Annotated in this window: 26 protein-coding genes and 1 pseudogene; 11 read left to right on the top strand and 16 right to left on the bottom strand. The window is 41.5% G+C overall.

Annotation, left to right across the window (positions count from 1 at the left end; translation table 11 throughout):
- Positions 1–73: 73 nt before the first annotated feature.
- On the bottom strand, positions 74–937 hold the full coding sequence (gene purU / locus F991_RS02445) for a formyltetrahydrofolate deformylase (RefSeq protein WP_004668566.1): 864 nt from the start codon (positions 935–937) through the stop codon (positions 74–76).
- An 84-nt stretch (positions 938–1,021) separates the two neighbouring features.
- Positions 1,022–1,720 (bottom strand): TetR/AcrR family transcriptional regulator, encoded by a 699-nt coding sequence (locus tag F991_RS02440; RefSeq protein ID WP_004668564.1) that lies wholly within the window; start codon positions 1,718–1,720, stop codon positions 1,022–1,024.
- Positions 1,721–1,842: 122 nt separating this feature from the next.
- On the opposite strand from F991_RS02440, the gene F991_RS02435 reads away from it, so the two are divergent.
- From F991_RS02435 to F991_RS02420, 4 genes are all read left to right on the top strand, one after another.
- Positions 1,843–3,297 (top strand): coniferyl aldehyde dehydrogenase, encoded by a 1,455-nt coding sequence (locus F991_RS02435; protein WP_004668562.1) that lies wholly within the window; start codon positions 1,843–1,845, stop codon positions 3,295–3,297.
- 167 nt (positions 3,298–3,464) lie between these two features.
- A complete protein-coding gene (gene rpmB, locus F991_RS02430; RefSeq protein WP_004649871.1) occupies positions 3,465–3,701 on the top strand; it encodes a 50S ribosomal protein L28 in 237 nt (78 codons plus the stop codon).
- A gap of 12 nt (positions 3,702–3,713) precedes the next feature.
- Entirely contained in the window at positions 3,714–3,869 is a 156-nt protein-coding gene (rpmG, locus tag F991_RS02425; protein ID WP_003654787.1) for a 50S ribosomal protein L33, read from the top strand.
- 240 nt (positions 3,870–4,109) lie between these two features.
- Positions 4,110–5,825 (top strand): cation:proton antiporter, encoded by a 1,716-nt coding sequence (locus tag F991_RS02420; RefSeq protein WP_004668560.1) that lies wholly within the window; start codon positions 4,110–4,112, stop codon positions 5,823–5,825.
- A gap of 59 nt (positions 5,826–5,884) precedes the next feature.
- On the opposite strand, the gene F991_RS02415 is transcribed toward F991_RS02420, so the two are convergent.
- The 10 genes from F991_RS02415 to F991_RS02370 form a co-directional block, all read right to left on the bottom strand.
- Positions 5,885–6,163, bottom strand: a complete 279-nt coding sequence (locus tag F991_RS02415) for a hypothetical protein (protein WP_004668558.1) — start codon at positions 6,161–6,163, stop codon at positions 5,885–5,887.
- A gap of 113 nt (positions 6,164–6,276) precedes the next feature.
- Positions 6,277–6,780: a DUF6586 family protein gene (locus tag F991_RS02410; RefSeq protein WP_004668556.1), complete on the bottom strand. Its 504-nt coding sequence runs from the start codon at positions 6,778–6,780 to the stop codon at positions 6,277–6,279.
- Between the two features lie 75 nt (positions 6,781–6,855).
- On the bottom strand, positions 6,856–7,212 hold the full coding sequence (locus tag F991_RS02405) for an ASCH domain-containing protein (protein ID WP_004668555.1): 357 nt from the start codon (positions 7,210–7,212) through the stop codon (positions 6,856–6,858).
- A gap of 6 nt (positions 7,213–7,218) precedes the next feature.
- A complete protein-coding gene (locus F991_RS02400) occupies positions 7,219–7,464 on the bottom strand; it encodes an RNA recognition motif domain-containing protein (RefSeq protein WP_004668553.1) in 246 nt (81 codons plus the stop codon).
- A 64-nt stretch (positions 7,465–7,528) separates the two neighbouring features.
- Positions 7,529–9,508, bottom strand: a complete 1,980-nt coding sequence (locus F991_RS02395; RefSeq protein WP_004668550.1) for an ATP-dependent helicase — start codon at positions 9,506–9,508, stop codon at positions 7,529–7,531.
- A 120-nt stretch (positions 9,509–9,628) separates the two neighbouring features.
- A complete protein-coding gene (locus F991_RS02390; RefSeq protein ID WP_004668549.1) occupies positions 9,629–10,201 on the bottom strand; it encodes an HdeD family acid-resistance protein in 573 nt (190 codons plus the stop codon).
- A 200-nt stretch (positions 10,202–10,401) separates the two neighbouring features.
- A complete protein-coding gene (locus F991_RS02385) occupies positions 10,402–11,160 on the bottom strand; it encodes a hypothetical protein (protein WP_004668546.1) in 759 nt (252 codons plus the stop codon).
- Between the two features lie 89 nt (positions 11,161–11,249).
- On the bottom strand, positions 11,250–13,889 hold the full coding sequence (gene topA / locus F991_RS02380; protein ID WP_004668544.1) for a type I DNA topoisomerase: 2,640 nt from the start codon (positions 13,887–13,889) through the stop codon (positions 11,250–11,252).
- 33 nt (positions 13,890–13,922) lie between these two features.
- Positions 13,923–14,372, bottom strand: a complete 450-nt coding sequence (locus F991_RS02375) for a hypothetical protein (RefSeq protein ID WP_004668541.1) — start codon at positions 14,370–14,372, stop codon at positions 13,923–13,925.
- A 95-nt stretch (positions 14,373–14,467) separates the two neighbouring features.
- Complete coding sequence (locus tag F991_RS02370) at positions 14,468–14,713, bottom strand: SlyX family protein (protein WP_004668540.1); 246 nt, start codon at positions 14,711–14,713, stop codon at positions 14,468–14,470.
- 32 nt (positions 14,714–14,745) lie between these two features.
- On the opposite strand from F991_RS02370, the gene F991_RS02365 reads away from it, so the two are divergent.
- Entirely contained in the window at positions 14,746–16,644 is a 1,899-nt protein-coding gene (locus F991_RS02365) for an ATP-binding cassette domain-containing protein (protein ID WP_004668539.1), read from the top strand.
- Positions 16,645–16,693: 49 nt separating this feature from the next.
- Here the strand turns inward: F991_RS02365 and F991_RS17945 are convergent, their stop codons facing one another.
- Together F991_RS17945 and F991_RS17940 are read right to left on the bottom strand one after the other, a co-directional pair.
- Positions 16,694–16,843, bottom strand: coding sequence for a macro domain-containing protein (locus F991_RS17945; protein ID WP_416201906.1), 150 nt, complete (start codon positions 16,841–16,843; stop codon positions 16,694–16,696).
- Positions 16,839–16,946, bottom strand: a pseudogene (locus tag F991_RS17940) (RNase III inhibitor); the annotation flags it as partial. The gene F991_RS17945 and the pseudogene F991_RS17940, both read right to left, overlap by 5 nt.
- 136 nt (positions 16,947–17,082) lie before the next feature.
- Between F991_RS17940 and F991_RS02360 the strand changes: the two are divergent.
- Positions 17,083–18,018, top strand: coding sequence for an LpxL/LpxP family acyltransferase (locus tag F991_RS02360; RefSeq protein WP_034595334.1), 936 nt, complete (start codon positions 17,083–17,085; stop codon positions 18,016–18,018).
- A 248-nt stretch (positions 18,019–18,266) separates the two neighbouring features.
- Here F991_RS02360 and F991_RS02355 read toward each other — a convergent pair whose 3' ends face one another.
- The gene (locus F991_RS02355) at positions 18,267–19,403 is read right to left on the bottom strand and encodes an endonuclease/exonuclease/phosphatase family protein (RefSeq protein WP_004668536.1); all 1,137 of its coding nucleotides are present in this window, start codon (positions 19,401–19,403) and stop codon (positions 18,267–18,269) included.
- A 186-nt stretch (positions 19,404–19,589) separates the two neighbouring features.
- Here F991_RS02355 and asd point away from each other — a divergent pair, with 186 nt between their 5' ends.
- The 5 genes from asd to truA all read left to right on the top strand — a co-directional run bounded on the left by asd (position 19,590) and on the right by truA (position 25,437).
- Entirely contained in the window at positions 19,590–20,708 is a 1,119-nt protein-coding gene (gene asd, locus F991_RS02350; RefSeq protein ID WP_004668535.1) for an aspartate-semialdehyde dehydrogenase, read from the top strand.
- A 186-nt stretch (positions 20,709–20,894) separates the two neighbouring features.
- Complete coding sequence (locus F991_RS02345) at positions 20,895–22,322, top strand: type IV pilus assembly protein FimV (protein ID WP_004668534.1); 1,428 nt, start codon at positions 20,895–20,897, stop codon at positions 22,320–22,322.
- Positions 22,323–22,386: 64 nt separating this feature from the next.
- A complete protein-coding gene (locus F991_RS02340; RefSeq protein WP_004668533.1) occupies positions 22,387–23,595 on the top strand; it encodes a type IV pilus assembly protein FimV in 1,209 nt (402 codons plus the stop codon).
- 63 nt (positions 23,596–23,658) lie between these two features.
- Positions 23,659–24,624 (top strand): asparaginase domain-containing protein, encoded by a 966-nt coding sequence (locus tag F991_RS02335; RefSeq protein WP_004668530.1) that lies wholly within the window; start codon positions 23,659–23,661, stop codon positions 24,622–24,624.
- 15 nt (positions 24,625–24,639) lie between these two features.
- Positions 24,640–25,437: a tRNA pseudouridine(38-40) synthase TruA gene (gene truA, locus F991_RS02330; RefSeq protein ID WP_004668529.1), complete on the top strand. Its 798-nt coding sequence runs from the start codon at positions 24,640–24,642 to the stop codon at positions 25,435–25,437.
- Positions 25,438–25,483: 46 nt separating this feature from the next.
- On the opposite strand, the gene F991_RS02325 is transcribed toward truA, so the two are convergent.
- Positions 25,484–26,494 carry an AraC family transcriptional regulator gene (locus F991_RS02325; RefSeq protein WP_004668526.1) on the bottom strand — a complete coding sequence of 337 codons (1,011 nt, stop codon included), beginning with the start codon at positions 26,492–26,494 and terminating at the stop codon, positions 25,484–25,486.
- Positions 26,495–26,531 lie beyond the last annotated feature (37 nt).

Below are 26,531 nucleotides of genomic sequence, written 5' to 3'. Positions count from 1 at the left end.
CATAACAATACCGTGTGGTAAAAAAACATGCCAATCGGCATGTTCTTTCTTATGACATAGAGCTTTAGGTCTATTAGAAAACGACGGTCTTATTTCCATCGACAATAATACGGTCTTCTAAATGCCATTTGACTGCACGTGCCAATACATTACGTTCAACATCTTCGCCTAACTCACGTAATTGTTCAACGTTATAATCATGGCTAACACGCTCAACATCCTGCTCAATAATTGGCCCTTGGTCCAAGTCCGCAGTGACATAATGCGCGGTTGCACCAATCAATTTCACACCCTTTTCATACGCTTGCTTATATGGGTTCGCACCAACAAAAGCAGGCAAGAATGAATGATGAATGTTGATGATCTTCATTTCCCATTTCGCGACGAAGTCTTCACTCAAAATTTGCATATAACGTGCTAAAACAAGTAAATCATTGCCTTGCATCATCTCATTGATTTGCGCATAAGCTTCTGCTTTATTGTCTTTGGTCACTTTTATCACGGTAAATGGAATACCAAAATTCTCAACTGCTTCTCGCAAATCTTCATGATTTGAAATCACATGGGTAATTTCACACTCCAATGAACCACGGGCATGACGCCATAACAGCTCAAGCAAAGCATGGTCAACTTTAGAGACTAAAATCCCGACTTTTTTCAGCTCATTTACAAATGCGAGTTTCCATTGCATTCCATAACGTTCAGCAACATTCGCAGCAAAAGTTTGCATCAAAGCTTCTTTGCGAGACTGCAAATGATCTAACTCAAACTCAACACGCATAAAATAACGTCCGCCTTGAGCTTCTGTTGCGTACTGATCAAGTGCGGTAATGTTTGCTCCCTGATGATACAAAAAGCTCGATACAGCTTGCACGATGCCCGGCTTGTCTTCACAAGTAATCAGTAGTCGTGCTGTATGGGCAGTAGTCGTGTTCATGTGGTTAATATCACTTATTCAAATCAAATTAAAATCAAGCCGAGCATTCTAACGCTTTTTTGTCACGGACTAAATAGCTGTCGCCTACCCACCATCATTTTTAAGCATTGACAAGCTTGCAAAAAGATCAGAAGGACCAAGCGATTGAAGTAACAGCTCATAAGTCTGACGACTTTCACCCATTAAATAAGGTCCTTCTAAAAACAACATTTGTCGTAATGCTTGCCATACCCACTTTTCTTCTAAGTGGTTGTTGTCACTAATATGACCTGACATATAGAGGAAATTGGTCCAGTTGGTCAGCACGATCCATAAGTTGATAATCAACGCTTCGATTTCAGAATCAGTCATTTTCATCAACCCAGCATCAACGAATGCACGATAGATTCTTTGCCCTTGTTGCATGACCTGCCCCGCAAAACGCGGATAAATCTTTCTAAAATCATCATTATTTTCAACGAGATGATAAACATCACGATGAATAAAACGATAAGCCCAAAGTTGATTGCTTAACACCTGAAAATAACTAATCTTGTCATTGGCATTGAGTTGACGATCATCAGGTAACGCCAACATACCTAAGGTCTCAGCCTGATATTGCAGCGCAAGTTCCTTAATGATTTCTTGCTTATTACGAAAGTGATAATACAAATTGCCTGGACTAATACCGAGTTCAGCCGCGATGTGATTGGTCGTGACGGAACGTTCGCCACGCTCATTAAATAGCTGCAAACTGATCTGCAAAATTTTGTCTTTAGTTTTGTTCGGTTTAGCATTCGACATCGTTTTTAACCATCTATAAGATTATCAATGAGTTATAAAACAAACCCACAAGGCGACTTGACACTTTAGAGTATTTACTCTAAAAATGAAAAAGTAAATAAGTTTTCTTTTGGTCTACTCCTATGAACAGTCAAACAAAAACAACCGCAATGACACCTCATGTTGATGTAAAACGGCTACATGATTTGCTTGAACAGCAAAGAGTTGCTTACCAACGTCATCCTGTCCCAAGCGCAAAAGAACGTATTGAGCGCTTGACTCGACTTAAAAACATCTTGGTAAAGTACCAAGATGAATTTGCGAATGCAATTAGTCAAGATTATGGCAATCGTGCCATTATGGAAACCAAAATTGGTGAAGTTCTTACCTGCTTAGAACATATTAAATACTATAGCAAGAACTTGACCGAATGGATGAAACCATCTAAACGACATATCAGCATGTTACACCAACCTGCTAAAGGCTGGGTACAATATCAGCCCTTAGGCGTGATTGGTGTTATTGCACCATGGAACTATCCACTATTGCTCTCCGTTGGCCCACTGATTTGTGCATTGGCTGCGGGCAATCATGCCATGATTAAAATTTCTAGTGCATCATCAAACTTTGGTTATGCGCTCGAAAATGCGCTTTCAGAAGCCTTACCTCAAGAATTAGTTGCCGTTGTAAATGGTGGCGGTCCTATTTCAGATGCATTTAGTCATCTTGCATTCGACAAACTGATTTTTACTGGCTCGACCTCTGTCGGTAAAACGGTCATGGCCGCTGCTGCTCAGAACCTTGTTCCGGTTATTTTGGAACTGGGAGGTAAGTCTCCAGCACTCGTTCACTCATCCATGAATATTCGTGATGTCGCTCAACGCGTTGCGGTTGGAAAGCTTTGGAATGCAGGTCAAACCTGCGTTGCACCAGATTATATGTTCTTGCCTAAAGGTAAGACGGCTGAATTCACGAAGCATTATCAAGACTTTGTAAATAGCATGTATCCGACTTTGGCTGACAACAATGACTACACCTCGATTGTTAATGACAAACAATATAACCGTCTACAAGGTTATCTTGAGGATGCACAAAAGCAAGGTGCTCATATTGTTGAGTTAAACAGCAAGAATGAGTCTTTGACTGAAGCTCGTAAAATAGCACCGACTTTATTGACTGGTGTCAGCACTGACATGGAAATTATGAAGAATGAGATCTTTGGTCCAATTCTGCCTATTTTAGAATATGAACACATCGAAGATGCGCTTCAATTCATTAATAGTCGCCCTCGTCCATTGGCTTTCTATTATTTCGATGTTGACAGTGCGCGTGCAGAATATGTTGCGGGGCGTACTCATTCAGGACATTTTGGTATTAACCAAGTCTTAACTCATGTCGCTCAAGACGACCTGCCATTTGGTGGTGTCGGTGCATCAGGTATGGGCAAATATCATGGTAAGGAAGGATTCTTTAGTTTCTCACATGAACGCTCGATGATGTCTAATCCTGTAAGCCCTAAACTTTATAGTTTAAAATTCATTCTGCCGCCATATAATAAAGCGGCGCACAAACTGCTTTTGAAAACACTATTTCGCTAGGCTGATCAAGGCATGACCTATCAAACAAGTTCATGCCTTGTTTTTACCAATTTCGCTTGTCTTTTAATCGTATTTTTGGTATAAAACGCCCCTTGAATGATTTCATCCGTTTACTTGAATGGCTAGTTGCACGAAACAGTGCTATAAAACTAGCAATGGAGTTCACCATGTCTAAGGTTTGCCAAGTTACCGGCAAGCGTCCTATCGTTGGTAACAACGTATCGCACGCAAACAACAAAACCAAACGCCGGTTCGAGCCGAACCTGCACCACCACCGTTTCTGGTTAGAAAGCGAAAAACGTTTTGTACGTCTTCGTTTAACCACTAAAGGTATGCGTATTATTGATAAATTGGGTATTGAGAAAGTTGTTGCTGATCTCCGTGCTCAAGGTCAAAAGATCTAAGGAGTCTGAACAATGCGTGATAAAATCCGTCTCGTTTCTACCGCTGGTACTGGTTATTTCTATACCACGACTAAGAACAAACGTACAATGCCGGAAAAAATGGAAATCAAAAAATTTGATCCAAAAATCCGTCAACACGTAATCTTCAAAGAAGCTAAAATTAAATAATTTTGGTTTCTTTAAAAAAACGACTTCTTTTGAGGTCGTTTTTTTTGCTCTAAAAAAGTAGCAGCCCCACAGTCAACTGCGCTTATAGCAACATAATCGAGATTTACATGATTTTTTTTGATAATTAAAAAAATTGTCATCAACAATTTCTATTTTACTTGTTACAATTTATTCGATTTCTTGTTGGCATGTTTTATGCTGATTTATTTATACCTTAACCGCAACGATTAAGGAGTTCTAATGCCACATGATGTTGGTTTAATTATATTACTTGCTGTTGGTTTTGGTTTTGCGCTTATTTTTGGCTATATCGCAGCACGTTTACGCTTACCTCCTTTAATTGGTTATCTTATTGCGGGCATTATTATTAGCCCGAACACCCCAGGTTTTGTGGGGGATATCAAACTTGCCAATCAGTTGGCTGAACTTGGTGTCATGTTTCTCATGTTTGGCGTGGGCATGCATTTTTCTATCAAAGACTTACTTCAAGTCCGCCGTATTGCCATACCTGGTGCAATTCTGCAAATCAGCGTCGCAACCTTACTCGGTGTGGGAGTTTCCATGCTTTGGGGATGGAGCTTTGGTTCGGCCCTCGTCTTTGGTTTAAGCTTATCTTGTGCCAGTACCGTAGTACTGCTCAAAGCACTCGGCGATCGAGGCTTACTCGAATCCGTTAACGGTAAAATCGCTGTTGGCTGGCTCTTGGTTGAAGACCTGGTCATGGTGTTGGCATTGGTGCTTTTACCCGCTATCGCCGTGCTACTGGGTGGACAAGCTTTACATGCTACGGATACATCGCAAAGTATTTGGATGACCATTGGCATTACTTTATTAAAAGTCGTTGGTTTTATCGCCTTTATGTTAATCGTGGGCAAACGTCTTGTTCCGATGATTATACAGTTTGTCGCTCGTCTCGGTTCACGCGAATTATTTACCTTAACCGTTGTAGCAGCCGCAGTATCGATTGCCTATGGGTCTTATGCCGTTTTTGGTGTTTCGATGGCACTCGGTGCATTCTTCGCAGGCATGGTGGTGAAAGAGTCTGACTTTAGCCATCGAGCAGAAGAAGAAACCCTCCCCTTACGTGAGATCTTTGCGATTTTATTCTTCGTATCAGTCGGGATGCTATTTGATCCAAGCATTCTGCTAGAAGAGCCATTACATATTCTGGCTGTGGTTGCGATTATTATGGTGGGTAAAACATTGGCAGCGATTGCCTTGGTTTTGTTCTTCCGTTATCCGATCAACACCGCTTTAACTGTCGGTGCAAGTCTCGCTCAGATTGGCGAGTTCTCATTTATTTTAGCCACGATGGGTGTTGCGCTCGGTTTACTGACCTTAGAGGCTCAAAATCTGATTCTGGCAGGAGCACTATTTTCCATCACCTTGAACTCGTTTATTTTCTCCGCTATCGAACCAACACAACAGTGGATTCGCCAACGTTCGCATCTAGCACGTTTATTAGAGCGCAGTAGCGATCCACTGGCGATGCTACCTGATGAGGTCGATCAAGACTATTTACGCGATCAAGTGGTGATTATTGGTTATGGTGGGGTCGGTCGTCGCATTAGTGACAATCTAATACAACAAAATATCAAAGTAGTGATCGCCGAAGAAAACCGTGAGATCGTGGAACGATTGCGTACTCAAGGGATCGCTGCGGTCAGCGGTGAAGCCACCGAACCAAATGTTTTGATTCAGGCACATATTCAGCATGCGCGTTTATTGGTTATTTCCCCAATGGATATTTTGGATATTCATCGGATCGTCGACATTTCCAAACAGTTAAATCCTGAAATCCAAGTCTTGATTTGTGCTGAAAGTAAGGAAGAAGCGGCGGTGATTCGAGAGGAAAATATCGGTGAAGTCTTCTATGCGAAAGAGGAAATGGCAAAGAATATGAGCCATCTCATCCTAAGTCGGATCGAGCTGGCGCACCAATCCACCGGCTATTAAACGCTTTAGATACCATAAAAAAAAGCGTACTCTCAAGTACGCTTTTTTGCTTATAAATATTAGCTTAAATGAGGTGGCTGCTCATCCATAACTTCCGCTTGCCACTGGTTCATTTGCTTTTCTAGCAAACCAAATAAAGCCGCTTGAATCATATGTTGCGCGACTGCTGGTGTTTGATCGCCAAGAATTTCTTTCACTTCGTCACTAAATTGTATCTTTACTAAAGGCTCTTGTTCAGAACCGGCATTACGTAACGCGAGCTCACCACCTTCGAGTTGAACCAATTCTAGCACCGCTTCTTGGTTACCAAATAATTCTTTTAACTGCTGCATTGACATATATATTCTCCATGCTTCAATCATGGTGGCAAAGCACGTGTGTACTTTGCGATCTCACGTCTTATTTATATAAGTGCTGTTTGCATGAATTTCAAGTATCTCACTGGTTTAACTTAGAACTCAACCATTTCGTTACGAAAACCATCAATTAAGTGACTTAACTCGCGATGCCATTCACGCAAAATTTTGGCATCAGGTAACCATGCTTGTGGGCTTTGAGTCACTTTAATGATCAAATTAGATGAGGTTTCATTCTCAGGCTCTGGCGAAGTCGGCTCTGGCGCATATTGGCACATCCGATAAGCACGTTTTAATTCAGCCACAAAACCATCTTTTGCCAAATGTTGTAAGACTGAAATTTCTGGAGAGACCTGCCCCTTATCCGCCATATGCTCTTCAATAGATTTAAAGGTCGGTTGTAAATCATTGAGACGGTAGTAACGCACCAATTCTTGCAAGAACGCTAAAATCGCCCCATGCAAATGAAATACCGCAGCTTCACGATAAGCTTGTGCCTGTTGAATATGTTCAGTTTGCTCTGCTTGTTGACATGCAAGTCGAGCAAAATAAAGTTTTTGATTGGTACGATCGGCATGGTAGCGAGCAACACGAGACATCTTAAATCCCTATTTTATTTCATTTAAATCATGAGCAATTGTAAAGCGAATTGACGATTAAACAAATAGTGATCATCACATCAATTCGACAGGATAAATTCTACGCTTTGCAATACATGCTACAGGTGCAGCAAAAGGACGAACATTGCTGATCACCCAAGCATAATAACCTTCAGCCCAACGAGATGCCTGTGCTGCTTCAACTTCATGTTGTTGCCAAGCATGCACAGATTCAATGTCAACCAAAGCAACCGCTCTGCCCATTTCCTCATCGCCATCTTTCAACAGATAGCTTTGGTTTTCTACGATAACGAGATTTCTGAGCGGCAATTCCTCAGGTAACCATGAGCGAACTTCTAAAGTTTTAAGCCCTTGTGCAATTCGCTCACCGTTCGGTGCAACAATAGATAAAGCTGCATATTGCTTAAACATTAAGAATTAAGCTTTATCGTCCGCAGCTTTCACTCGGATGCCAACACCTTTGACACGTAAGGTATTTAAACCTTTAATCGCCTTGACACCCTCTCTTGGATTGGTCATTTCTACAAAGCCAAAACCTTTAGATTTTCCTGTTGCCTCGTCCTTCACCACGACACAAGATTCAACTTTGCCATACTGCTTGAATAACTCAAGGACTTCTGCATCGGTCACGGAACGATCTAAATTACGAACTAAAATTTTCATGCTAAAACCTAAAAAATAATTCATTTTTTAAAGAAATGAATCAAAATAATTGAATATGCCTAGTTTAATCGAGATCAATACCAAAACCTAAACTTATTGCTGAGTTACGCTGCCAACTACTTTTATTAAATGAAGACGGAACTTGACGATGAATCTGCACATCTAGCAAATGTTGAGGTAAATCATTAAGAAAATAGCTTTCTACTTTCCGCCCTAGCTCATCATATTGATCTTGTGACCATAGATTTAAATTTTGTTTGGTCAAAATCAATTCATTTTCGGCACGTGTAAGTGCCACATAGAGCACACGGCGCTCCTCTTCTACATCATCAAAATCACCTTGCGCCCGTGCGTGCGGATATTGATTCGGCGAAACATGCGGGACATAACACACTTTTTGTTCCGTCCCTTTGGCGGAATGAATCGTAATCAAAGTCACTAGATCTTGATCAGGGGTTTTATCTATTTCGGAAACAGAAATAGGATCAAGCACATATTCTTCCAAGAACTCGCCCAGCAACTGATGTTTCCGTGCCAGTTGTTTTACCAGATCAAAATCTTTAACCCGACGACTCCAATCTTTATTTTTATAGTTATTTTCTAATTGTTCACTCAACGCATCCAGTGCCAAGCCAATACAGGCTTCAACATGCTGCTGCAATACATCGAGTTGCTTCAAGATTAAAATTGCGTGTTGTGGCACTTTGCCATGTCGCTCTAAACGTTGACAACGCGCATCAATGTCTGCGAGTTGGATCAACTCTTGCGCCAATTTACTCGCACCAACATCGCCAACACCATCCCATAAGGTCAGAAATCGCATCCAAGCCAAATCATCCTGCGGATTGACACTGACCCGAAGAAAACTTAAGACATCTTTGACATGTGCGGATTCAAGTAGTTTCACCCCACCAATAAAACGATACGGAATATTGGCAGCAATTAAAGCCCCTTCTAAATATCGACCACTAAACCCTGAACGGAGTAAAACCATGTGTTCAGCCCACGCTGCGCCTTGGTAATGTCGTTGATTTAAATCTTGAATAATCCAATTGGCTTCTTCAAATTCATTGCCTAAAATATGTAATTGTGGCTTCAACCCTTTACCACGATAAGCCAACAAGTGTTTGTCATAACGAATCTGGCTCTGCTCTAATAACCAATTAGATAAGTCTAAAATTTCCTGCGTTGAACGATAATTCATTGCCAAAGTAAGCACCTCAGCATCAGGCACTCGTTCTTTAAAATGATGAATATTTTCAAAATCTGCGCCACGGAAACCATAAATCGACTGAGCATCATCCCCTACGCAGAACAGTTTCACTTTTCCAACTAAGGGTTGCAGCAAAGCCCATTGCAGTGGATTGGTATCCTGCATCTCATCAACCAATAAAGCAGAACAGAAGCCTGTCACCCATTTCACCAACTCAGGTGAACTTTGTAAGTGCACTGCGACAATCGATAAAATATCATCATAATCAAGAAAATTTCGTGCTTGCTTGCGCTGTTCATAAGCCTGCATCAGTTCAGCAATTTGCGTTTTATATTCGACTGCCTGAGGAAGCTGTTGAATCAGTGCATCGGAAAGTTTGGTCTTGGTATTACGCGCATAGGAATACAAATCACAAAGTTCAGCCGCTTTGGGTAGCACATTGCCTTTATCTTTGCCACGCAATAAACGAAACATCAACAACTGGTCATCACGATCAATAATACTAAATTGTGTTAAACCAAAAGCTCTAGGATTGCGGCGAAGTAAATACATGCAAAAAGTATGAAATGTTGATGCCCGTAAACCCTTGGCTTGTGCGCCCATATGCTGCTCCACACGGGTAACGATTTCACTTGCTGCACGACGAGTAAAGGTCAATATCTGAATCTGTTGTGCTGCTAAGCCCTGATCGATCAAATACGCTGCTCTAGCCACAATGGTTTTGGTCTTCCCACAACCCGCCCCTGCTAAAACCAAGCAGTTTTGTGCTGCCGTGGTTGCGGCTTGTTTCTGTTGTGGATTCAGTTCATCAATTAGCTTGGCAAGCGTCATAAAGTCGGTAAGTTAGAAGTGAAGTGGTATTTTAGCAGACTAAGGGAAATGAAACATTTCACGCTACAAAAACAAAAAGAGCATGCTCAACACATGCTCCTAATACCCAAACAACTCAGTTTAAACCACAGTCGAGCTATGTGGGAGTTGCTTAATTGCTCCAGCAAAGGTCAGATAATTGATGCCTTGAAATAAGATATCAATCGCAAGGAACATACCGAGTACCCAGAAAGGTGAACTTGGCGAGGATAAGATCAAAACCCCAGTGAATAACGTTACGACACCTGAAAAAAGCACCCAGCCCCAACCCGACATCGGTCTCAGGATAAAGGCGTTCACAGTCCGAATAATCCCTGCAATAATTAAAGCAATTGCTAAAAAACTAGTCAGAACCACGGCGGTAATCACAGGTGTGGTAAATGCAAAATAACCTGCGATGAGATACAACACACCAAACAATGCCCACAACCAGCGTGTACCACCTTTGAAGACCATAAATGCGGCAAGAAAATGTAAAGCCCCGCCCAACATCATGAGTACACCGAATAAAAGAACGGCTGAGAGCGTTGCGAAAGGCAAAGCAGCCAAAAGAACCAGACCAATAATAATCAATACCACGCCCAATAACAGATACCATTTACGATCAGCGTGTAGCTGATTGCGAATCAGGTCGTTACCCACTGTTTTCATCATTATTTACTCTTTTATCATCAAGTTTATATTTATATTCTGAGCGTCTTTTATCCGAACTTCTGTATAAGGCATGTTGATAATTCATGATGTAATGTCAGGGAAACTGGTGTTTTATTTAATCATTTTTATCTGAATGGGTATTTTGTTTATATGTGGGTAAATGCAAACTTATCCACAAATTCACTCCAGTTACCTTCACTTTACTTAATCCAACCTATTTCTTTTGCCGTAAGCATACTAACCATCGTTTGCTCTAGATCATTTGGCATTTTACTTTTGTGTTCTGAAAGTGGAATACGCCCACCCATAATCTCAGCCTTGGTTTGTGGGTACAAAGGTTTCTGATCTGCTTGCGCATAACCCATTGGGAAAATGGGCTCACCCGTATCTAAAGCATATTTATCGGTGGCACCAAACCCATGAAGTAACTCATGCACAAGTACCACATTGTTCTGCTCAGCTTGTTTCTGTGATGCAAACAGATTCACCGAACCAATTCGACCACGTTGCAATGCAGTAGAATGCTTTAACATATTGGTTTGCTTTGGATCATGAAAATTCAAATACAAGGTTAAACTTGGATAACCATCAATCGATTGACGTTGTTTCCATGCATAAAACCGAAACTTCAAACTCCATAAAATATTTTTGAAGATACTCTGCTGCTCTGACATTGCGGGAGGTGTATGGTAAAGCTCACGCCCAATTTGCAGCATAAAATAACTGCTTTGCCCTCGATAGTGCTGACTATTGCGCTCTAAATATTGTTTTACTTCAATAAAGTCATCTAATCGTAATTGCTGAATATAGTGTTGCGTTGTGTCTAAACCATCGGCATTAATCGGATGTAAAAGGATGATAATCGGCTGATTCCAATCTTGATTTTGATCTCGATAAGCATTCACCGCAACTACCAAGAGCACCATCAATAAGCATGCCACTCGAATATTTTTCCACATTGCTTAACCCCAAGTAGAATTCAATTATTGCTTTTATTTGTTCTATAAAAAATGCTAGCAAATCGCTAGCATTTTTATTTTATCAATGATTAAGCTTCAACCCATTTTCCGTTTTGGAAGACCAAACTCCACTTGGTTTGTTTACCTTCTGCCGTTTCAGAACCCACGTATTGCACTTGATTCTTACGGCTAAATTTGACCACTGTTGGGTTGCCTTCAGGATCTACATCAGGCGCTTGCAATAAGAATTGATACTTCTCGTCCAATTGCTCAGCCACGCTACGTAACTCAGCCACTTTTGGTGCACGTGTTTCACGAATTTTCGGGAATTTACTTGCTGCCAAGAACAACCCTGCTGCACCATCTCGTAACACGAAGAAATCATCATGTTTGGTTGAACGCAAATGTTCCATCTTGATCGGATCAACACGAGGCGGCGCAGGCTGACCACTCTTTAATACTTTACGGGTATTGTCACAGCTTGAACACGCAAAATACGGACCGAAGCGACCTGTTTTAAGCTGCATCTCGCCATCACATTTATCACATGGAATGGTTGGACCATCATAACCCTTGATCTTGAACTGACCTTCCTCAAGCTCATAACCATCACAGTCTGGGTTATTACCACAAACATGTAACTTACGCCCACCATCAATCACATAGCTATCCATGGCAGTGCCACACTTCGGACAACGATGTTTTGACATCAAGTCTGCTGTTTCAGCGCCATCATCATCGGACAGCACAGCTAAAGACTCAACAGGTGTCAGATTCAATGTACCTTTACAGCGTTCTTTAGGCGGCAAGTTATACCCCGAACAGCCGAGGAATACCCCAGTTGTACCAGTACGCACTTGCATCGGACGAGAACATTCAGGGCACTGCACGTCAGCCACTTCGACAGGCTGATTACGGCGCATACCGCTTTCGCCTTGTGCATTGGTTAAACGCTTTTTGAAATCGCCATAGAATTCATCCAGTAGCTCTTTCCAGTTCCGATCACCCATTGCCACTTTATCAAGTTGCCCTTCTAAATCTGCGGTAAACGCATAATTCATAAGGTTGTTAAAGCTTTCATCGAGGCGATCTGTAACGATCTCACCCATCTTCTCAGCAAACAGACGACGGTTTTCAAGTTTGACATAACCACGATCTTGAATGGTCGAGATAATCGCAGCATAAGTCGATGGACGACCAATGCCACGTTTTTCTAATTCTTTAACCAATGATGCTTCTGTAAAACGTGCAGGTGGCTTGGTAAAATGCTGGCTTGGATCAAGTTGTTCTAATTTCAGCACTTCCCCGACTTTAACAGCAGGAAGTAATACATCATCATCAGATTTATTGGCACCGCGGACTTTGGTAAAACCATCAAAGACTAAAGTACGACCTTTGGCTTTAAGCTCTACATTTGCCGCTTCAACAGTTAAAGTTGAAGATAAATATTCGGCTGGTGTCATTTGACACGCAACAAATTGACGCCAAATCAAATCATATAAACGCTGAGCATCACGCTCTACACCAGCAAGTTTATCGCCAGTTAATACCACATCAGATGGACGAATCGCCTCATGCGCTTCTTGTGCACCCGCTTTATTGCCATAGCGATTTGGCTTTTCAGGCACATATCGATCACCAAAGGTTTGCTGAATATGGTTACGTACCATATTGACTGCGTCATCACTCAAAAAAGTCGAGTCAGTACGCATATAGGTAATAAAACCACCTTCATACAACCGTTGCGCCAGCATCATGGTTTTTTTGACTGAGAAACCTAAGCGTGTGCTTGCTGCTTGCTGTAAGGTCGAAGTGATGTAAGGTGCACTTGGATTAACTTTGGTTGGTTTGTCTTCACGCAATGCAACTTTATATTCAGCATCTTTTAATACGCTGAGCAAAGCATCAGTTTGCGCTTTATTTTTAAGCTTGAGCGTTTTACCTGCTTGTCTCACCGCTTCTAAGCGAATGTCATCTTTTTTCGATTTAGTATCTGCAAAGACTTGCCAGTATTCTTCTGGAATAAATGCACGAATTTCACGCTCACGCTCGACGACGAGCTTAACCGCAACTGACTGAACACGTCCTGCCGATAAACCACGGGCAATCTTTTCCCATAACAACGGCGAAACCATAAAGCCAACCACACGGTCAAGAAAACGACGTGCTTGTTGTGCATTGACGCGATTTAAATCTAAGCGTGTTGGCTGCTTAAAAGCTTCTTGAATGGCGTTTTTGGTAATTTCGTTAAAGACCACACGATGGTAACGGCTATCATCGCCACCGATGACTTCTCTTAAATGCCAAGCAATCGCTTCCCCTTCTCTATCCAAATCCGTTGCGAGATAGATTGCATCAGCATCTTTGGCGAGTTTTTTCAGTTCGGCAACGACATTTTCTTTACCGGGTAACACTTCATAGTGTGCAACCCAATCATGTTCTGGGTCGACACCCATACGATTAATCAGTGCTGATTGTGCTTTCTCAGCCTTTTGTTCATCGGTGAGTTTAACGCGGGTAACAGGCTTCTTTTCAGTTGCCTTACTTCCCCCACCAGTCGGTAAATCACGAACGTGACCTACTGATGATTTCACGATAAATTGTGAACCTAAATATTTATTAATGGTTTTCGCTTTTGCAGGCGACTCCACAATCACTAAGGCACGTTTAGTTGCAGCAGAGGTTGAAGCTGCTGTGCTTTTTGCAGCAGAGCGTGGAGTATTCGCCATAATGAACCGTTTTTCCTGTGGTAAATCAAATAATTAGCGCTGAGCTAATTCATATAAATAAGCTTTCATAGCTTCGAGTTGTGTAGCTCTAAGATCAACTTCTTCATCCCAGTACATGCCGACACAGTTCGCCTGCATATCAATAGCATAAACTCCTTTTAATGCAATAGCTAAGTCATTAAATTTCTGCTCACCTTGCACGACTTGGAGTTTCCCATCGACCACTCTTGCCCGCATAAGTGGCAATCGAGCATCTGGGATCAGTACACTATAATAAGTCACCATACTGGCACGATTTTCGGTTGCCATTGGAATCTTGGTCCACTCTGGCGCAACGATGACGCGCGGATGCAAACCCATTTTTCGCGCTTGGTCACGCATTATACCGAGTGCTTTTTCTCGAGGGCTAACACGCAAACCAAAAATCGAGCCAAGTACAAACAGTACAATCGCTACCGTGATCCAAATTCCAACATTACTCATTAAAGTCGCTCAAAACGTCCTTTTATTAGCGTTACATAAGTTTGAGTTAAAAGGCAAGTTTTCCTTACAGTATGTGTTCAGGATGCCTATTTCAATCAATAATGCGGTGGTTTATCACTCATTGGATCAAAAGTTGCAATGCCCTCTGACAAATCCGATGCTTCTATGCGACGATACAAGAACTGCATTTGTTTTTTTAAATCTGCAATTTCTTGTGTCTGAATCACCAATTGTTGGTTCAGTTGTTCAACTAAATCGTCTAAAAATGCAATTCGGACTTGCAAATCTTCAATGGGTGCGGACAATGACGCTTGATCATCAAAATTTTGTTGTTTAGTCATTTCAGACCTCATCTGAGCTTTTAGGAAACATTATGGCCTATATTACTTTAAGGGATGTCCACCTCGCATTTGGTGGGCCTGCCCTACTCGATGGCGCACACTTTAACCTAGAACGTGGCGAGCGAGTCTGTTTAATCGGTCGTAATGGTGAAGGTAAGTCTACTTTACTTAAACTGATTGAGGGAAGCTTATTGCCCGATAGCGGCGAAGTTTCGATTCAAAATGGTTTAACTGTTTCGATGTTAGCCCAAGATGTACCTATGGATTCAGGCAAGGTCGCTGACATTGTAGCTGACGGTGCCGGCGAAGCAGCAGCGGTACTCAAAGCCTATCACGAAGCCAGCGATAGCTGTGTACTTGGCGATATGGATGCCTGCGATCGGATGGGCATGTTACAACATAAGCTCGATCAGTTAGATGGTTGGGCGCTAGAAAATAAAGTGAACTCTATTCTGAGTAAAATGGGACTGGATCCACATGCGGATTTGGCAGATTTATCGGGTGGTCGTAAACGTCGTGTGTTATTGGCACGTGCGCTGTTAACCCAGCCTGATGTGCTGTTACTCGACGAACCAACCAACCATTTAGATGTTGAAAGTATTGAATGGTTAGAGAAATTCTTGCTTGACCAAAATAATCTAACCTTGCTGTTCATTTCGCATGACCGTTCATTTGTTGACAGCATTGCGACCCGTATTGTGGAGCTTGACCGTGGCACATTACGCAGCTATGACGGTAACTACTCTCGCTATTTAGAGCTTAAAGCACAGCAAATGGAAGCAGAGGAAAAACAAAATGCATTATTTGACAAAAAGTTAGCTGAAGAAGAAACCTGGATTCGCCAAGGCATTAAAGCACGTCGTACCCGTAATGAAGGTCGTGTTCGTGCGTTGAAAGATTTACGTGAACAATCTAAAGCGCGTCGCTCGCAACAAGGCAAAGTCAGCATGGCAACTCAGGACGCGAACCGTTCTGGCAAGTTGGTATTTGATATTGAACATCTCAGTGTCACTTTTGGCGACAATGCACCGATTATTAAAGACTTCTCAGCATTGGTCTTACGTGGTGACCGTATTGGTTTGGTCGGTGACAATGGTGTCGGTAAAACCACACTTATCAAAGCGATTTTAGGCGCAATCGAACATGGTGGTTCAGTTAAAACAGGCACACAACTCGAAGTTGCGTATTTTGACCAGTTACGTAACGCCTTAGATCTTGAAAAGTCAGTCATGGCAAACGTTTCAGAGGGTTCTGACTTTGTCGATGTGAATGGCAATCGTCGTCATATCTATAGCTATTTACAAGACTTTTTATTCTCACCAGAACGTGCCCGCACACCTGTAAAAGCGCTCTCTGGCGGTGAACGAAACCGTATCTTGTTAGCAAAATTATTGCTTAAACCATCGAACTTAATCGTGATGGATGAGCCAACCAATGACTTAGATATGGTCACGCTTGAACTGCTTGAAGAAATGCTTTCTGATTATAAAGGCACACTCTTATTGATCTCGCATGATCGTGCCTTTATGGACAATGTCATGACATCTACTTGGGTGTTTGATGGTAAAGGTCATATTGATGAGTATGTTGGTGGGTATCAAGACTATTTAGAGCAGCGCCCTGATCAAACTGTGGTTGATCAGAAAAGTGATGTTAAAAAAGCTCAAGCCAAGGCTGAAGCCGCAACTGCACCAAAGAAAGTCAAACTCAGTTATAAAGATCAGCGTGAGTTAGAGCAGCTTCCAGCAGAAATGGAAAAACTAGAGGCCGAACAAACTGAACTATCAGAAAAGCTAGCTGATGGATCGTGGTTTCTTCGTGATGCCAATGCCGCGACATTGGCGAGCCAACGTCTCGCAACAATTGAAGAATTGTTGTTAGAAAAGTTAGAGCGTTGGGATATCTTAGAAAATATGTCGAAAGGCAATTAAGCTAAACTCACTGAGCGTCTATTCTTTAGAGAGTAGATGCTCACTCAATTTAATTAAATGCAATTCCTTTGACTATAAACTCACTTGCAAGCGATTGGTAAATTCTAAAATTTTCATCATCAAAACATACAAAAATAACTTCTTGAACAAAATCTGCTTTATCCAATTCATCACTTATGATTTCCAATGCAATTTGCACCGTCCACACCTCCACCGCCTAAGAGAGAGGTATTTGCTGCGTTGACAATTGCATCAACGCTCATTTGAGTAATATCACCTTGTTCAATTGTTATTTTTTTCAAAATTTTTCCTTTCCGATTTACTTTCAAATATACACTCTACAATAGAATAGATTGATTCTGCAGTTACATTCGTGAATTAAAAACCCACTTCATGTTACACTTTTCAAAAATTCAACTATTCACATATCAAAGTTCTATGAGCCAACAACAGTCTTATATTCCTGGCGAATTTCGATGGGAATTTTTATTACCAAAATATTGGAAGAATTGGATTGGCATTTTCTTTCTCGTGTTATTGGCAATCCTTCCTTGGGCAATACAATGGCGCTTGGCACATGGCTTGGCGCATATATGTTGGTCTTTACTCCGATCACGTCGTAAAACCACGCTAAGGAATTTAGAAGTATGTTTCCCAGAATGGTCGGCAGCGGAAGTTGAAACCAATGCAAAAAAAGTCTTCATTGACATGATGCTTGGCATGTTTGAAACCCTGAATGCGTGGTATAGCCCCAAATGGTTTAAGAACCGTCACCATATTGAAGGTCTGGAACACATTCAAAATGCCCAAGCACAAGGTCATGGCGTACTATTGCTAGGAACGCACAGTACCCTACTCGATGCAGGAGGCTATCTGTGTTCTCAATACTTTGAACCAGATGTGGTTTATCGCCCACAAGATAATCCGATGCTGGATATGTTTATTTATCGATGTCGAGCCACGATTTATAATCATCAAATTGATCACGATGATATGCGTGGACTCATTCGCAGACTCAAAAATGGCGGTGCGATTTGGTATAGCCCAGACCAAGATTTTGGTTTAAAACAAGGGGTAATGGCTCCTTTCTTTGGCGTACCCGCAGCAACCGTCACTGCCCATCGTCGTTTATTAAAAATTTCTAACGCTGTGGCAATCCCGCTTTATTTTTATCGCTACGGTGATATACGCAACCCAAAATATAAAGTGTTGATTGAACCTATTGTGGAAAATATGCCAAGCGAAGATGAAGTTGTTGATGCGATTCGTGTCAATAAAATTATTGAAGCACAACTCAGAATCGCGCCAACACAATGGATGTGGTTCCATCGTCGTTTTAAAACACGTGCTGAAGGGTATGAGCAGATTTATTAAAAATTAAAACCCGAGTTCTGCATCCTGCAAAACTCGGGCAAATGAGGTTGTGCTTTCGCTCTGTTTTTTATTATCTTGCTTCCATCGCATGCATCATATCCATGATGACTTTTTCCATCTCAGCGTTGCTATCCTTAAGCGGAAATCCATTCCTGCGTCCTTGTGCTGATGTATTTAGAATAAACCTTTTAAACTTGTAGGACTATTCGCTACAGACCTAAATCATTGTACGATATTGCTTACACCGTTCATTGTTTATCTGGCGTCGCCATCATCGCCTTATGTGGTTGAGCAAGCTCATCTACTACAGCCTTTTCTTCTCGCTCCGCCTTTTCTATTCCCTCTTGAATTGCTTGCTGTGCTTCTTCTTCATCGGCTTGCGTTTGCTCCAACTCTTGCTGCTGTTGCTCAAAGATCCGCCCCGTCTGCAATACAACATAGACAGGAAAGTGATCTGAACCAATATAAGGTAATCGCTTCATATCGACCAAACCAAAATCAGCACTATGGAAAATATGATCCAAAGACCACCGTAATAATGAATAATCGGCATGGAAAGTATTCATAAAGTAGCGACCTACTCGTGGATCGAGTAAACCACTGATACGCTGAAACAAGCGAGTCGTTCTTGACCAAGCCACGTCATTTAAATCACCCATCACAATACAGCTTTGATCTAAGTCTTTAATTCGATCACCTACAATTAAAAGCTCAGCATCTCTCAAGGTCGAATCTTTGGCTTCAGTAGGGCTCGGTGGTTTAGGATGTAAACAATATAGTTGAACCTGAACCCCTGAACGTAACTGTAAAGTTGCATGAATCGATGGAATTTCATCACTTAAAATAAATTTAACTTCAGTGTTATTTAACGGCAAACGGCTATATAGATGCATGCCATAAAGATTATCCAACGGCACTGCTACTCGATAGGGATAATCTTCCTCTATCGGCTTTAATGCATCTTGCCAAGCAATATCTGACTCAAGTGTTAACACAACATCAGGTTTTAAACTTTCAATCTGTTGCAGTAATAAGTGATATTTATCATTGGGTGTTAAGACATTGGCAACAAGTAAAGAGATTTGTTGTTCAGGATTTAATTGATCCTGACCCACCTGTTGAACTTGTTTCTTCCATATCGGGGTATAAGGCAACACCATTTTTAATTGATAGGCGACTGCTGCGATCACACCTAAAAGTAATATTTCTCTTTGTAAAGTCCACTCAGCGGGTATAAAAAGTAAAGCAACTAAAGTCGCTATTCCAAACGCTAAGATCTGTAATCGAGGAAAGTCTGCTCCCCTAAACCACCATTCATCACGGGGAATCAAGGACCATACACTTAACCAAATAACCAATACTGCGCAAATCTCAATCCATATCATGTTCATTTTACTCTTGGAGATTTCGTGGATTTTCAATAAAGTTACGGCTTTATCAATTTTTCATCTAACACAAACAAATAATTCCACACAATAAATCAACTGTTTTATTCATGTAACACTTGCAGTTGCGTTCACTTTTGATACACTCAAGCCCCTTAAAAGTTTTTACATACCGAGGCAAATGACATGAAAGTAGGTCTGGTCGGTTGGCGTGGGATGGTTGGTTCTGTCCTGATGCAACGTATGGTTGAAGAGAATGATTTTGCTCACATTGAGCCATTCTACTTCTCTACCAGTAATGCAGGTGGCGAAGCTCCTTCATTTGGTGGTAAGACTGCCCCAGCACTTATGGATGCAACAGACATTAGCAGTCTGAAGCAAATGGATGTCATTTTAACCTGTCAAGGTGGTGACTACACCTCTGAAGTTTTTCCAAAACTGAAAGCAGAAGGTTGGAACGGTTACTGGATTGATGCAGCATCAACCCTGCGTATGGCTGATGATGCCATCATTGTACTTGATCCTGTCAATTTAAATGTGATCAAAGATGGTTTAGTCAATGGCACTAAAACTTTCGTTGGTGGTAACTGTACCGTTTCTTTAATGTTGATGGGCTTAGGTTCACTATTCCAAAATAATTTGGTGGAATGGGCAACCTCGATGACGTATCAAGCAGCGTCTGGTGCTGGTGCACAAAATATGCGTGAACTGATCACGGGTATGGGTTATTTGTATAACAACACCAAAACATTATTAGATGATCCAAAATCTGCGATTCTAGATATTGACCGTCAAATCGCTGACTTACAACGTGGCGACGATTTCCCTAAAGCAAACTTTGGCGTGCCATTGGCGGGTTCATTGATTCCATATATCGACAAACAACTCGAAAGTGGTCAATCAAAAGAAGAGTGGAAAGGTCAAGTCGAAACCAACAAGATTTTGGGTAATCAGCAAATCGTTCCAATTGATGGTCACTGTGTTCGTATCGGTGCAATGCGTTGCCATTCTCAAGCCATCACATTGAAACTCAAAAAAGATGTGCCACTTGATGAAATCGAAGAGATGATTCGCAACTCAAGCCAATGGGCGAAAGTTGTTCCGAATACTCGTGAAGCGTCGATGACTGATCTTACTCCTGTAGCGGTAACGGGTACTTTAACAGTTCCTGTCGGCCGTCTACGTAAACTCAATATGGGTAAAGAGTATTTAGGCGCATTTACAGTAGGCGATCAACTCCTTTGGGGTGCGGCAGAGCCATTGCGTCGTATGCTACGTATTTTAGTTGAATACAAGAACGCCTAAGCAAAATAACACCAAAAACCAAAAGCCGATCACACTTGATCGGCTTTTTATTATTATTAAATATGAACAATTTACAATTCATTTACATCACGGTAATGTATACTCAGACCTTGTTGATCTTTCACCATGGCTGAAATATCAGCAGGCTTTATGACCTAACTAAAACATCACTTTTCATGGATCGAGATGACTGTTAATAACAAATTAAAAATTGCCATTTTAGCCATTTTATCTTCGCAACAACTTTATGCGATTACCTTTGACCCACTGCAAATCAAGTCTGCACCGGGTGAGTTACTTTATGCAGAAATGAGCTTCCATCAAGCAGATCGAAATTCTAAATTTGACGTAAGTCTAGCCACACCAGAGGATTTACGCATGATGGGGGCTATGCATCAACCTCCGTCACAACTCAATTTTTTTACACGTCACAATAATCGAGGTGAAGGAGTCATTGTCATTACTTCATCACGCCCGATGATTGATCCTGAACTGAATATTATCCTTAAAATTAAAGAAGGCGAATCTGCACACTTAAAGCATATTCGACAACCAATACGTAAAAATACAATAACTGCATCAGAGACCAAAACCAGTAGTGAGAAATCACTGACACCCAAGTTTATTGTCAGTGAAAAAGATATTGCCTTAAATCTACCTGAAAGCACACGCTATATCGCAAGCACCCAAGCTGATTTAAAACATGAAAAACTGCTGAATGTGCCCTTTGCACTTCCGCCGGTATTGAATATTTCTGAGACCCGCGTTGCTACAACCACCAATACCACAGTGCAGCCAATCGAACAAACTACGAAGACTCAAGTGGCCTCCGTTGCTTCCACAGCCCAAGACCAACAAGCAACAGCCGTGAAGCATGACAGCACAACATTCGCATCAGAAAATCAAACAGTAAGTACTCCAGCGCAAATGAAGCCTATAATCTCTGAGAGCGAGCTGAAGGGCACGGAGATTGAAAATGCGCAACAAAACAGTAAAACTCAACACCAAGCTAAAAATACCACTCCACCAGCAAAGAAAAAAACCGCAGCAGACCATTCAACACTCGTAAATAACCAAAAGCATGTAGTTCAACGCAATGAATCATTGTGGAGTATTGCTCAGCGGATTTCTGCTGAAACCCAACAACCCCTCCCACAAGTAATGAAACAGATTAAAGCACAAAATGAACATGCCTTTATCGGAGGAAGTGCCAGCCGACTTAGACAAGGCTCACATTTAAACTTCGATCTTAATTCAATCCCTGCTCGCAAAAATCAAAATGCCAATCAAGTTGCAGCAAAAACTTTAGCTGCAACTGCCGAAAAAGCCAAATATCGCTTACAACAAGCAGAAATGTCTTTGGTCGCTGAAAGCAATCAAGATTCGAGCACAGGAAGTGCCAAAAAAGACACATTACAACAGAAAACCAGCGCTGACTTATCATTAAAAGTTATGACAGCACGGGAAAAAACCGTTACATTACAAAGAAACGTAACACAGTTGGAATTGGCCTTACGCCAGAAGGATCAACGGATTCAGCTTTTAAATGCTCGACTTGCTGAGCTGCAAGATCAACTGAAAGCGCAGCAGGAAACTAAAAAACCAACACGCTGAGTTATGGAAGAAGATTCTCAAAGATTTGGATAAAAGCGGTTCTATTTTTTAAGGGGTATGGATCATGTCAACGATAATAATTGTATTGCTCGTCATCGTATTGGTCGTTGCGATCGTTTTAAAGAAACGTGAGAACACTCAAAATCATGCGGCATCCAAGAAAAGTGCCAGCAAGACAGCAAAGAAAGCAGCGACGCGCACTGCACTCGCACGTGAAGAACGAGAGTCTGCCCCTCCAGCAACGACTGCAATTTCAGAAAGCTTGCGTCAAAAACTTACGCAACAAATTCAAAGCGGTAACTATCAATCTGCCGAAGCACAGATCAATCAAGCTTTAAAACAAGATAACTCCCAACATGAGCTTTATCTATTTTTACTTGATATCCATTTAGCGCAAAAAGATGACTTTGCGATTGATCAATTGATCAAGCATGTACACGCACTAAAGCTCGCGGATATTGCACAAGCCGCTGAAGCAAAAAATCAAGAACGCATCAAAAATTCGCAATCATTTGATAGTATCGATTTCAAATCGCATTCAACACCATCATTTGTTGAAACAGCAGAAATACCAAATAAAACGGCCGACTTTGATGCATTAGTCCAAACATCGGCTAAACCGACTTTTGAGGATATACAATCTGAATACACTGCTCCTGCTGAGCAAGAGAAACCTGCTGAAGCATCGGCACAGGTTCAAGCTTTAGATTTCGACTTTTCATTTGAACAGAAAGAAACTGTCAAACCGACGACTGAGCTACAACAGCAACCTGCTTTAGACTTTTCATCCGACTCAGCACCTGCGACTGAAGCATTATCGGGCAATGACGCAAAGCCTGAATTAGATTTTAATTTCTCTAATTTAGATGCAACATCTAGCCAAAGTGAAATCAAGAATGACAATATTACCGAAACGCCTGGCTTAGATTTCAATATTGATCAACCACAATATCATAGTGAAAAACAAGCAGCGACTGAAAAAACTGAGTTTTCTTTTGACCTTGCAGAACCTACCACAGCTACTGAACCAAGCCTAGAAGTCGCTGAGCCGATTCCACAAACACCAACTATAGAACTCAACGATCCTTTAGCTCAATCATTCCCAGATTTACAACAGTTAGATGAAGCTGAACTTAACTTAGATCTAGCTGAACAATATATTGAGCTTGGTGCTTATGCATCTGCCCGTGAACTATTACAAAACCATCAGCTTCAACTCAACCAAGAACAACAACAACGTTCAGAAAAATTACTCAATAAAATAGCGTCTTGAAGCGTATCGGTCTAATATAAGCAGTCTCTATGACTGCTTTTTTATGATGAAAAACTTTTTATTATGCAAAAGATCGCTTTAATTTATATGGGTGGAACTTTTGGCTGTGTGGGTGAACCACTGATGCCAATGCCAGAACAAAATTTTTTACCAGCACTCAAAAAAGTGATTCCACCTCACTTAGATGTAGAGTGTTTTGCCGCACCCAGTATTCAAGATAGTAGCGCATGTACAGCGACTGATTGGTTGCAGTTAGTACAACAAATTCAACAGTTACAACTCAAAAATTATCAGCATTTCGTGATTATTCATGGCACTGATACTTTAAGCTATGCGGCAGCAACGCTTGCACGCTTTTTGGGGCATTCTTGCCACGCGATTATTACGGGCAGCCAATACCCCTTACTCAATATTGAAGGCAATGATACCAGAGAGTTCACAGATGCATTGAGCAACTTATCTCTTGCACTTGAGCAAGTCATACAACGGCCTGCTGGGGTTTATCTGGCATTCCATCATCAAGTTTTCCACGCACAAACGACATTAAAGGTTCACACTACTGAACTTGATGCTTTTGCAGGTAAAGATGCAAATCAAACCTGTAAAACGACGGCTGATTATTTTATTGTTCAAAATGAACATATTGAACAAGCCGCACAACTCAGTATGCTCAATCTTATGCTACAACCGATTGGCAAAGAGCAACTGTTATCGCAGTTAAATAATATCTTGGCTGCACCACCAAATTTCCTCGTGTTACAAGGATTCGGCACAGGCAATATCGCAGTGAATGATGAGATTTTAGCGTTATTTGACGCACTCTATCATAAGCAATGCCTTTCAATTATTAGCACTCAAGTGACCTTTGGGCAGCTTGATCAGCGCTATGCGGTGAGTGCTTGGATTAAATCAGCTAAAGTTTTGATCAATGATTGTCACTGCCATGCTGATTTATATGCAAAAGTGCTGCAAATGTATTTAAAATACCCGACCCATGATCAATGGTTTGAGCATTGGCAGCAACACTAATCTTGAGGTTAAGACATGCAACGTTATGCAATCGGTATTGAATTTTGCGGTACTCAATACCGTGGGTGGCAAACCCAACAAGCGGGCATTGCAAGTGTTCAAGAAACCATTGAAAAAGTCCTCAGCAAAGTCGCCAACGAAACCATTATTTTACATGGTGCAGGACGTACCGATGCAGGCGTACATGCCACCAATATGGTGGCGCACTTTGATACTGAAGCCATCCGCCCTGAACGTGGTTGGATCATGGGTGCAAATAGTCAACTTCCTAAAGATATTTCGATTCAATGGATCAAATGTATGGATGAAAATTTCCATGCACGTTTTAAAGCAATTGCGCGACGTTATCGCTATGTTGTTTATAACGCTCCAATGCGACCTGCGCTACTACACAAACAAGTCACTCATCTCTATCAAAACTTAGATGTGAAAAAAATGATCGCTGCCGCAGCAAAGTTTGAAGGAACTCATAATTTTGAATCTTTCCGCGCCGCAGCATGTCAGTCCAATCAACCCGTGCGTCATGTGAAACATTGTCGTCTGTTTGAACATGGTCGCTATCTCGTCCTCGATATTCAAGCCGATGGTTTTTTACATCATATGGTCCGAAATATTATGGGATGTTTGCTTGAAATCGGACAAGGGCTCTATGAGATTGAACATATTGACACCATGTTTGCTGCTGAAGACCGCAAGGCGGCTGGTGTAACAGCACCAGCGGATGGACTTTATTTTATTCAGGCGTATTATCCAGAGCACTTTGACTTACCACAGCCGCCACTGGGACCGCAGTGGTTAAACTTGGCTGAATAAAAAAAGCCTTATCTTTCGAGATAAGGCTTTGCTGAATCAATTTAAATCACTGACGCTGTTTACGTTTACGATATTCCACCGGAGTTTCATTGGTCCAACGTTTAAATGCACGATAGAAAGTACTTGGTTCAGAGAAACCAGTTAAATACACAATACGCTCGACACTTTCAGTGGTATTTGCGAGTAATTTTTTCGCTAGACGACAGCGATAATCTGAAAGAATTTGCTGAAAACTAGTATTTGCTTCGCTGAGCTGCGTTCTTAGGCGGCGCGGTGTAATATTGAGTTGCGCTGCAACAGTTTCCAAGGTCGTCTCACCGCTTTCCAAGGTCGAACCAATCGCACGACGAACTTCACCAACGAGATCATAACGCGCAAGCTCTTGTAATTTTTCAATGGCAAGCTGTTCATGCAATTGTAGTAGCTCTGGTTCAGCTTGCCACAAAGGATAATCTAACACCGCAGCATCAAAATAAAGTCGGGTCTCTTTTTGTCCTAAGCTAACGGGGCAGCCAAATACTCTAAAATATTCGTCATCCTCAGCCCCTTCACTGAAATTAAAATCAATATAAATTGGCTGAAATTGACCTTCAGTAATAAACTTAAAGAAACGTAAAATACCAGAAAATACACATTCAGAAAAATGACGATTAACAAATTGGTCAGGCCATAATTGTTCACCGTTACTTAAATAACAGCGCCCATCTTCAACAATAAGTTTCGCATCAAAAGCATCACTAATCAGACGTTGGTAAGCCAGTGCTCGCTTTAAGCCCTCACCAAAGGTTTCACTACTGATAAATAAATGCTCAATCACTTGACCACGATATAGCGGTAAATATTCCCCTAAATGCAGCCCGATATCTTGATCATTACTCACATCCCGAGCAGCAATCCAAAATGCATGCTGTGCACTTAATGGCGTTCTCGCATTGGTATCAACTTGATTGAGTGCAACCCCTGCCTTTGTTAAAATCTCTTCGGTTGGTAATCCTGCTTTACGAATTGCCTGATAACCAAAGCGCAATACAACCGATGCATCTGTTAACTGACCCACGCAGTGCCCTTCCCTGTAGATACTTTATTGTGACAAT

The sequence above is a fragment of the Acinetobacter sp. CIP-A165 genome (assembly GCF_000367985.1).
GTDB lineage: Bacteria > Pseudomonadota > Gammaproteobacteria > Pseudomonadales > Moraxellaceae > Acinetobacter.
The sequence above is the reverse complement of the archived record's forward strand: the minus strand, read 5'-3'. Positions and strand labels throughout refer to the sequence as shown.

Bases quoted from the DNA above. Each gene is read 5' to 3' on its own strand.
- purU (WP_004668566.1), bottom strand. From the start codon at position 937: ATGAACACGACTACTGCCCATACAGCACGACTACTGATTACTTGTGAA.
- F991_RS02440 (WP_004668564.1), bottom strand. From the start codon at position 1,720: ATGTCGAATGCTAAACCGAACAAAACTAAAGACAAAATTTTGCAGATC.
- F991_RS02435 (WP_004668562.1), top strand. From the start codon at position 1,843: ATGAACAGTCAAACAAAAACAACCGCAATGACACCTCATGTTGATGTA.
- rpmB (WP_004649871.1), top strand. From the start codon at position 3,465: ATGTCTAAGGTTTGCCAAGTTACCGGCAAGCGTCCTATCGTTGGTAAC.
- rpmG (WP_003654787.1), top strand. From the start codon at position 3,714: ATGCGTGATAAAATCCGTCTCGTTTCTACCGCTGGTACTGGTTATTTC.
- F991_RS02420 (WP_004668560.1), top strand. From the start codon at position 4,110: ATGCCACATGATGTTGGTTTAATTATATTACTTGCTGTTGGTTTTGGT.
- F991_RS02415 (WP_004668558.1), bottom strand. From the start codon at position 6,163: ATGTCAATGCAGCAGTTAAAAGAATTATTTGGTAACCAAGAAGCGGTG.
- F991_RS02410 (WP_004668556.1), bottom strand. From the start codon at position 6,780: ATGTCTCGTGTTGCTCGCTACCATGCCGATCGTACCAATCAAAAACTT.
- F991_RS02405 (WP_004668555.1), bottom strand. From the start codon at position 7,212: ATGTTTAAGCAATATGCAGCTTTATCTATTGTTGCACCGAACGGTGAG.
- F991_RS02400 (WP_004668553.1), bottom strand. From the start codon at position 7,464: ATGAAAATTTTAGTTCGTAATTTAGATCGTTCCGTGACCGATGCAGAA.
- F991_RS02395 (WP_004668550.1), bottom strand. From the start codon at position 9,508: ATGACGCTTGCCAAGCTAATTGATGAACTGAATCCACAACAGAAACAA.
- F991_RS02390 (WP_004668549.1), bottom strand. From the start codon at position 10,201: ATGATGAAAACAGTGGGTAACGACCTGATTCGCAATCAGCTACACGCT.
- F991_RS02385 (WP_004668546.1), bottom strand. From the start codon at position 11,160: ATGTGGAAAAATATTCGAGTGGCATGCTTATTGATGGTGCTCTTGGTA.
- topA (WP_004668544.1), bottom strand. From the start codon at position 13,889: ATGGCGAATACTCCACGCTCTGCTGCAAAAAGCACAGCAGCTTCAACC.
- F991_RS02375 (WP_004668541.1), bottom strand. From the start codon at position 14,372: ATGAGTAATGTTGGAATTTGGATCACGGTAGCGATTGTACTGTTTGTA.
- F991_RS02370 (WP_004668540.1), bottom strand. From the start codon at position 14,713: ATGACTAAACAACAAAATTTTGATGATCAAGCGTCATTGTCCGCACCC.
- F991_RS02365 (WP_004668539.1), top strand. From the start codon at position 14,746: ATGGCCTATATTACTTTAAGGGATGTCCACCTCGCATTTGGTGGGCCT.
- F991_RS02360 (WP_034595334.1), top strand. From the start codon at position 17,083: ATGAGCCAACAACAGTCTTATATTCCTGGCGAATTTCGATGGGAATTT.
- F991_RS02355 (WP_004668536.1), bottom strand. From the start codon at position 19,403: ATGATATGGATTGAGATTTGCGCAGTATTGGTTATTTGGTTAAGTGTA.
- asd (WP_004668535.1), top strand. From the start codon at position 19,590: ATGAAAGTAGGTCTGGTCGGTTGGCGTGGGATGGTTGGTTCTGTCCTG.
- F991_RS02345 (WP_004668534.1), top strand. From the start codon at position 20,895: ATGACTGTTAATAACAAATTAAAAATTGCCATTTTAGCCATTTTATCT.
- F991_RS02340 (WP_004668533.1), top strand. From the start codon at position 22,387: ATGTCAACGATAATAATTGTATTGCTCGTCATCGTATTGGTCGTTGCG.
- F991_RS02335 (WP_004668530.1), top strand. From the start codon at position 23,659: ATGCAAAAGATCGCTTTAATTTATATGGGTGGAACTTTTGGCTGTGTG.
- truA (WP_004668529.1), top strand. From the start codon at position 24,640: ATGCAACGTTATGCAATCGGTATTGAATTTTGCGGTACTCAATACCGT.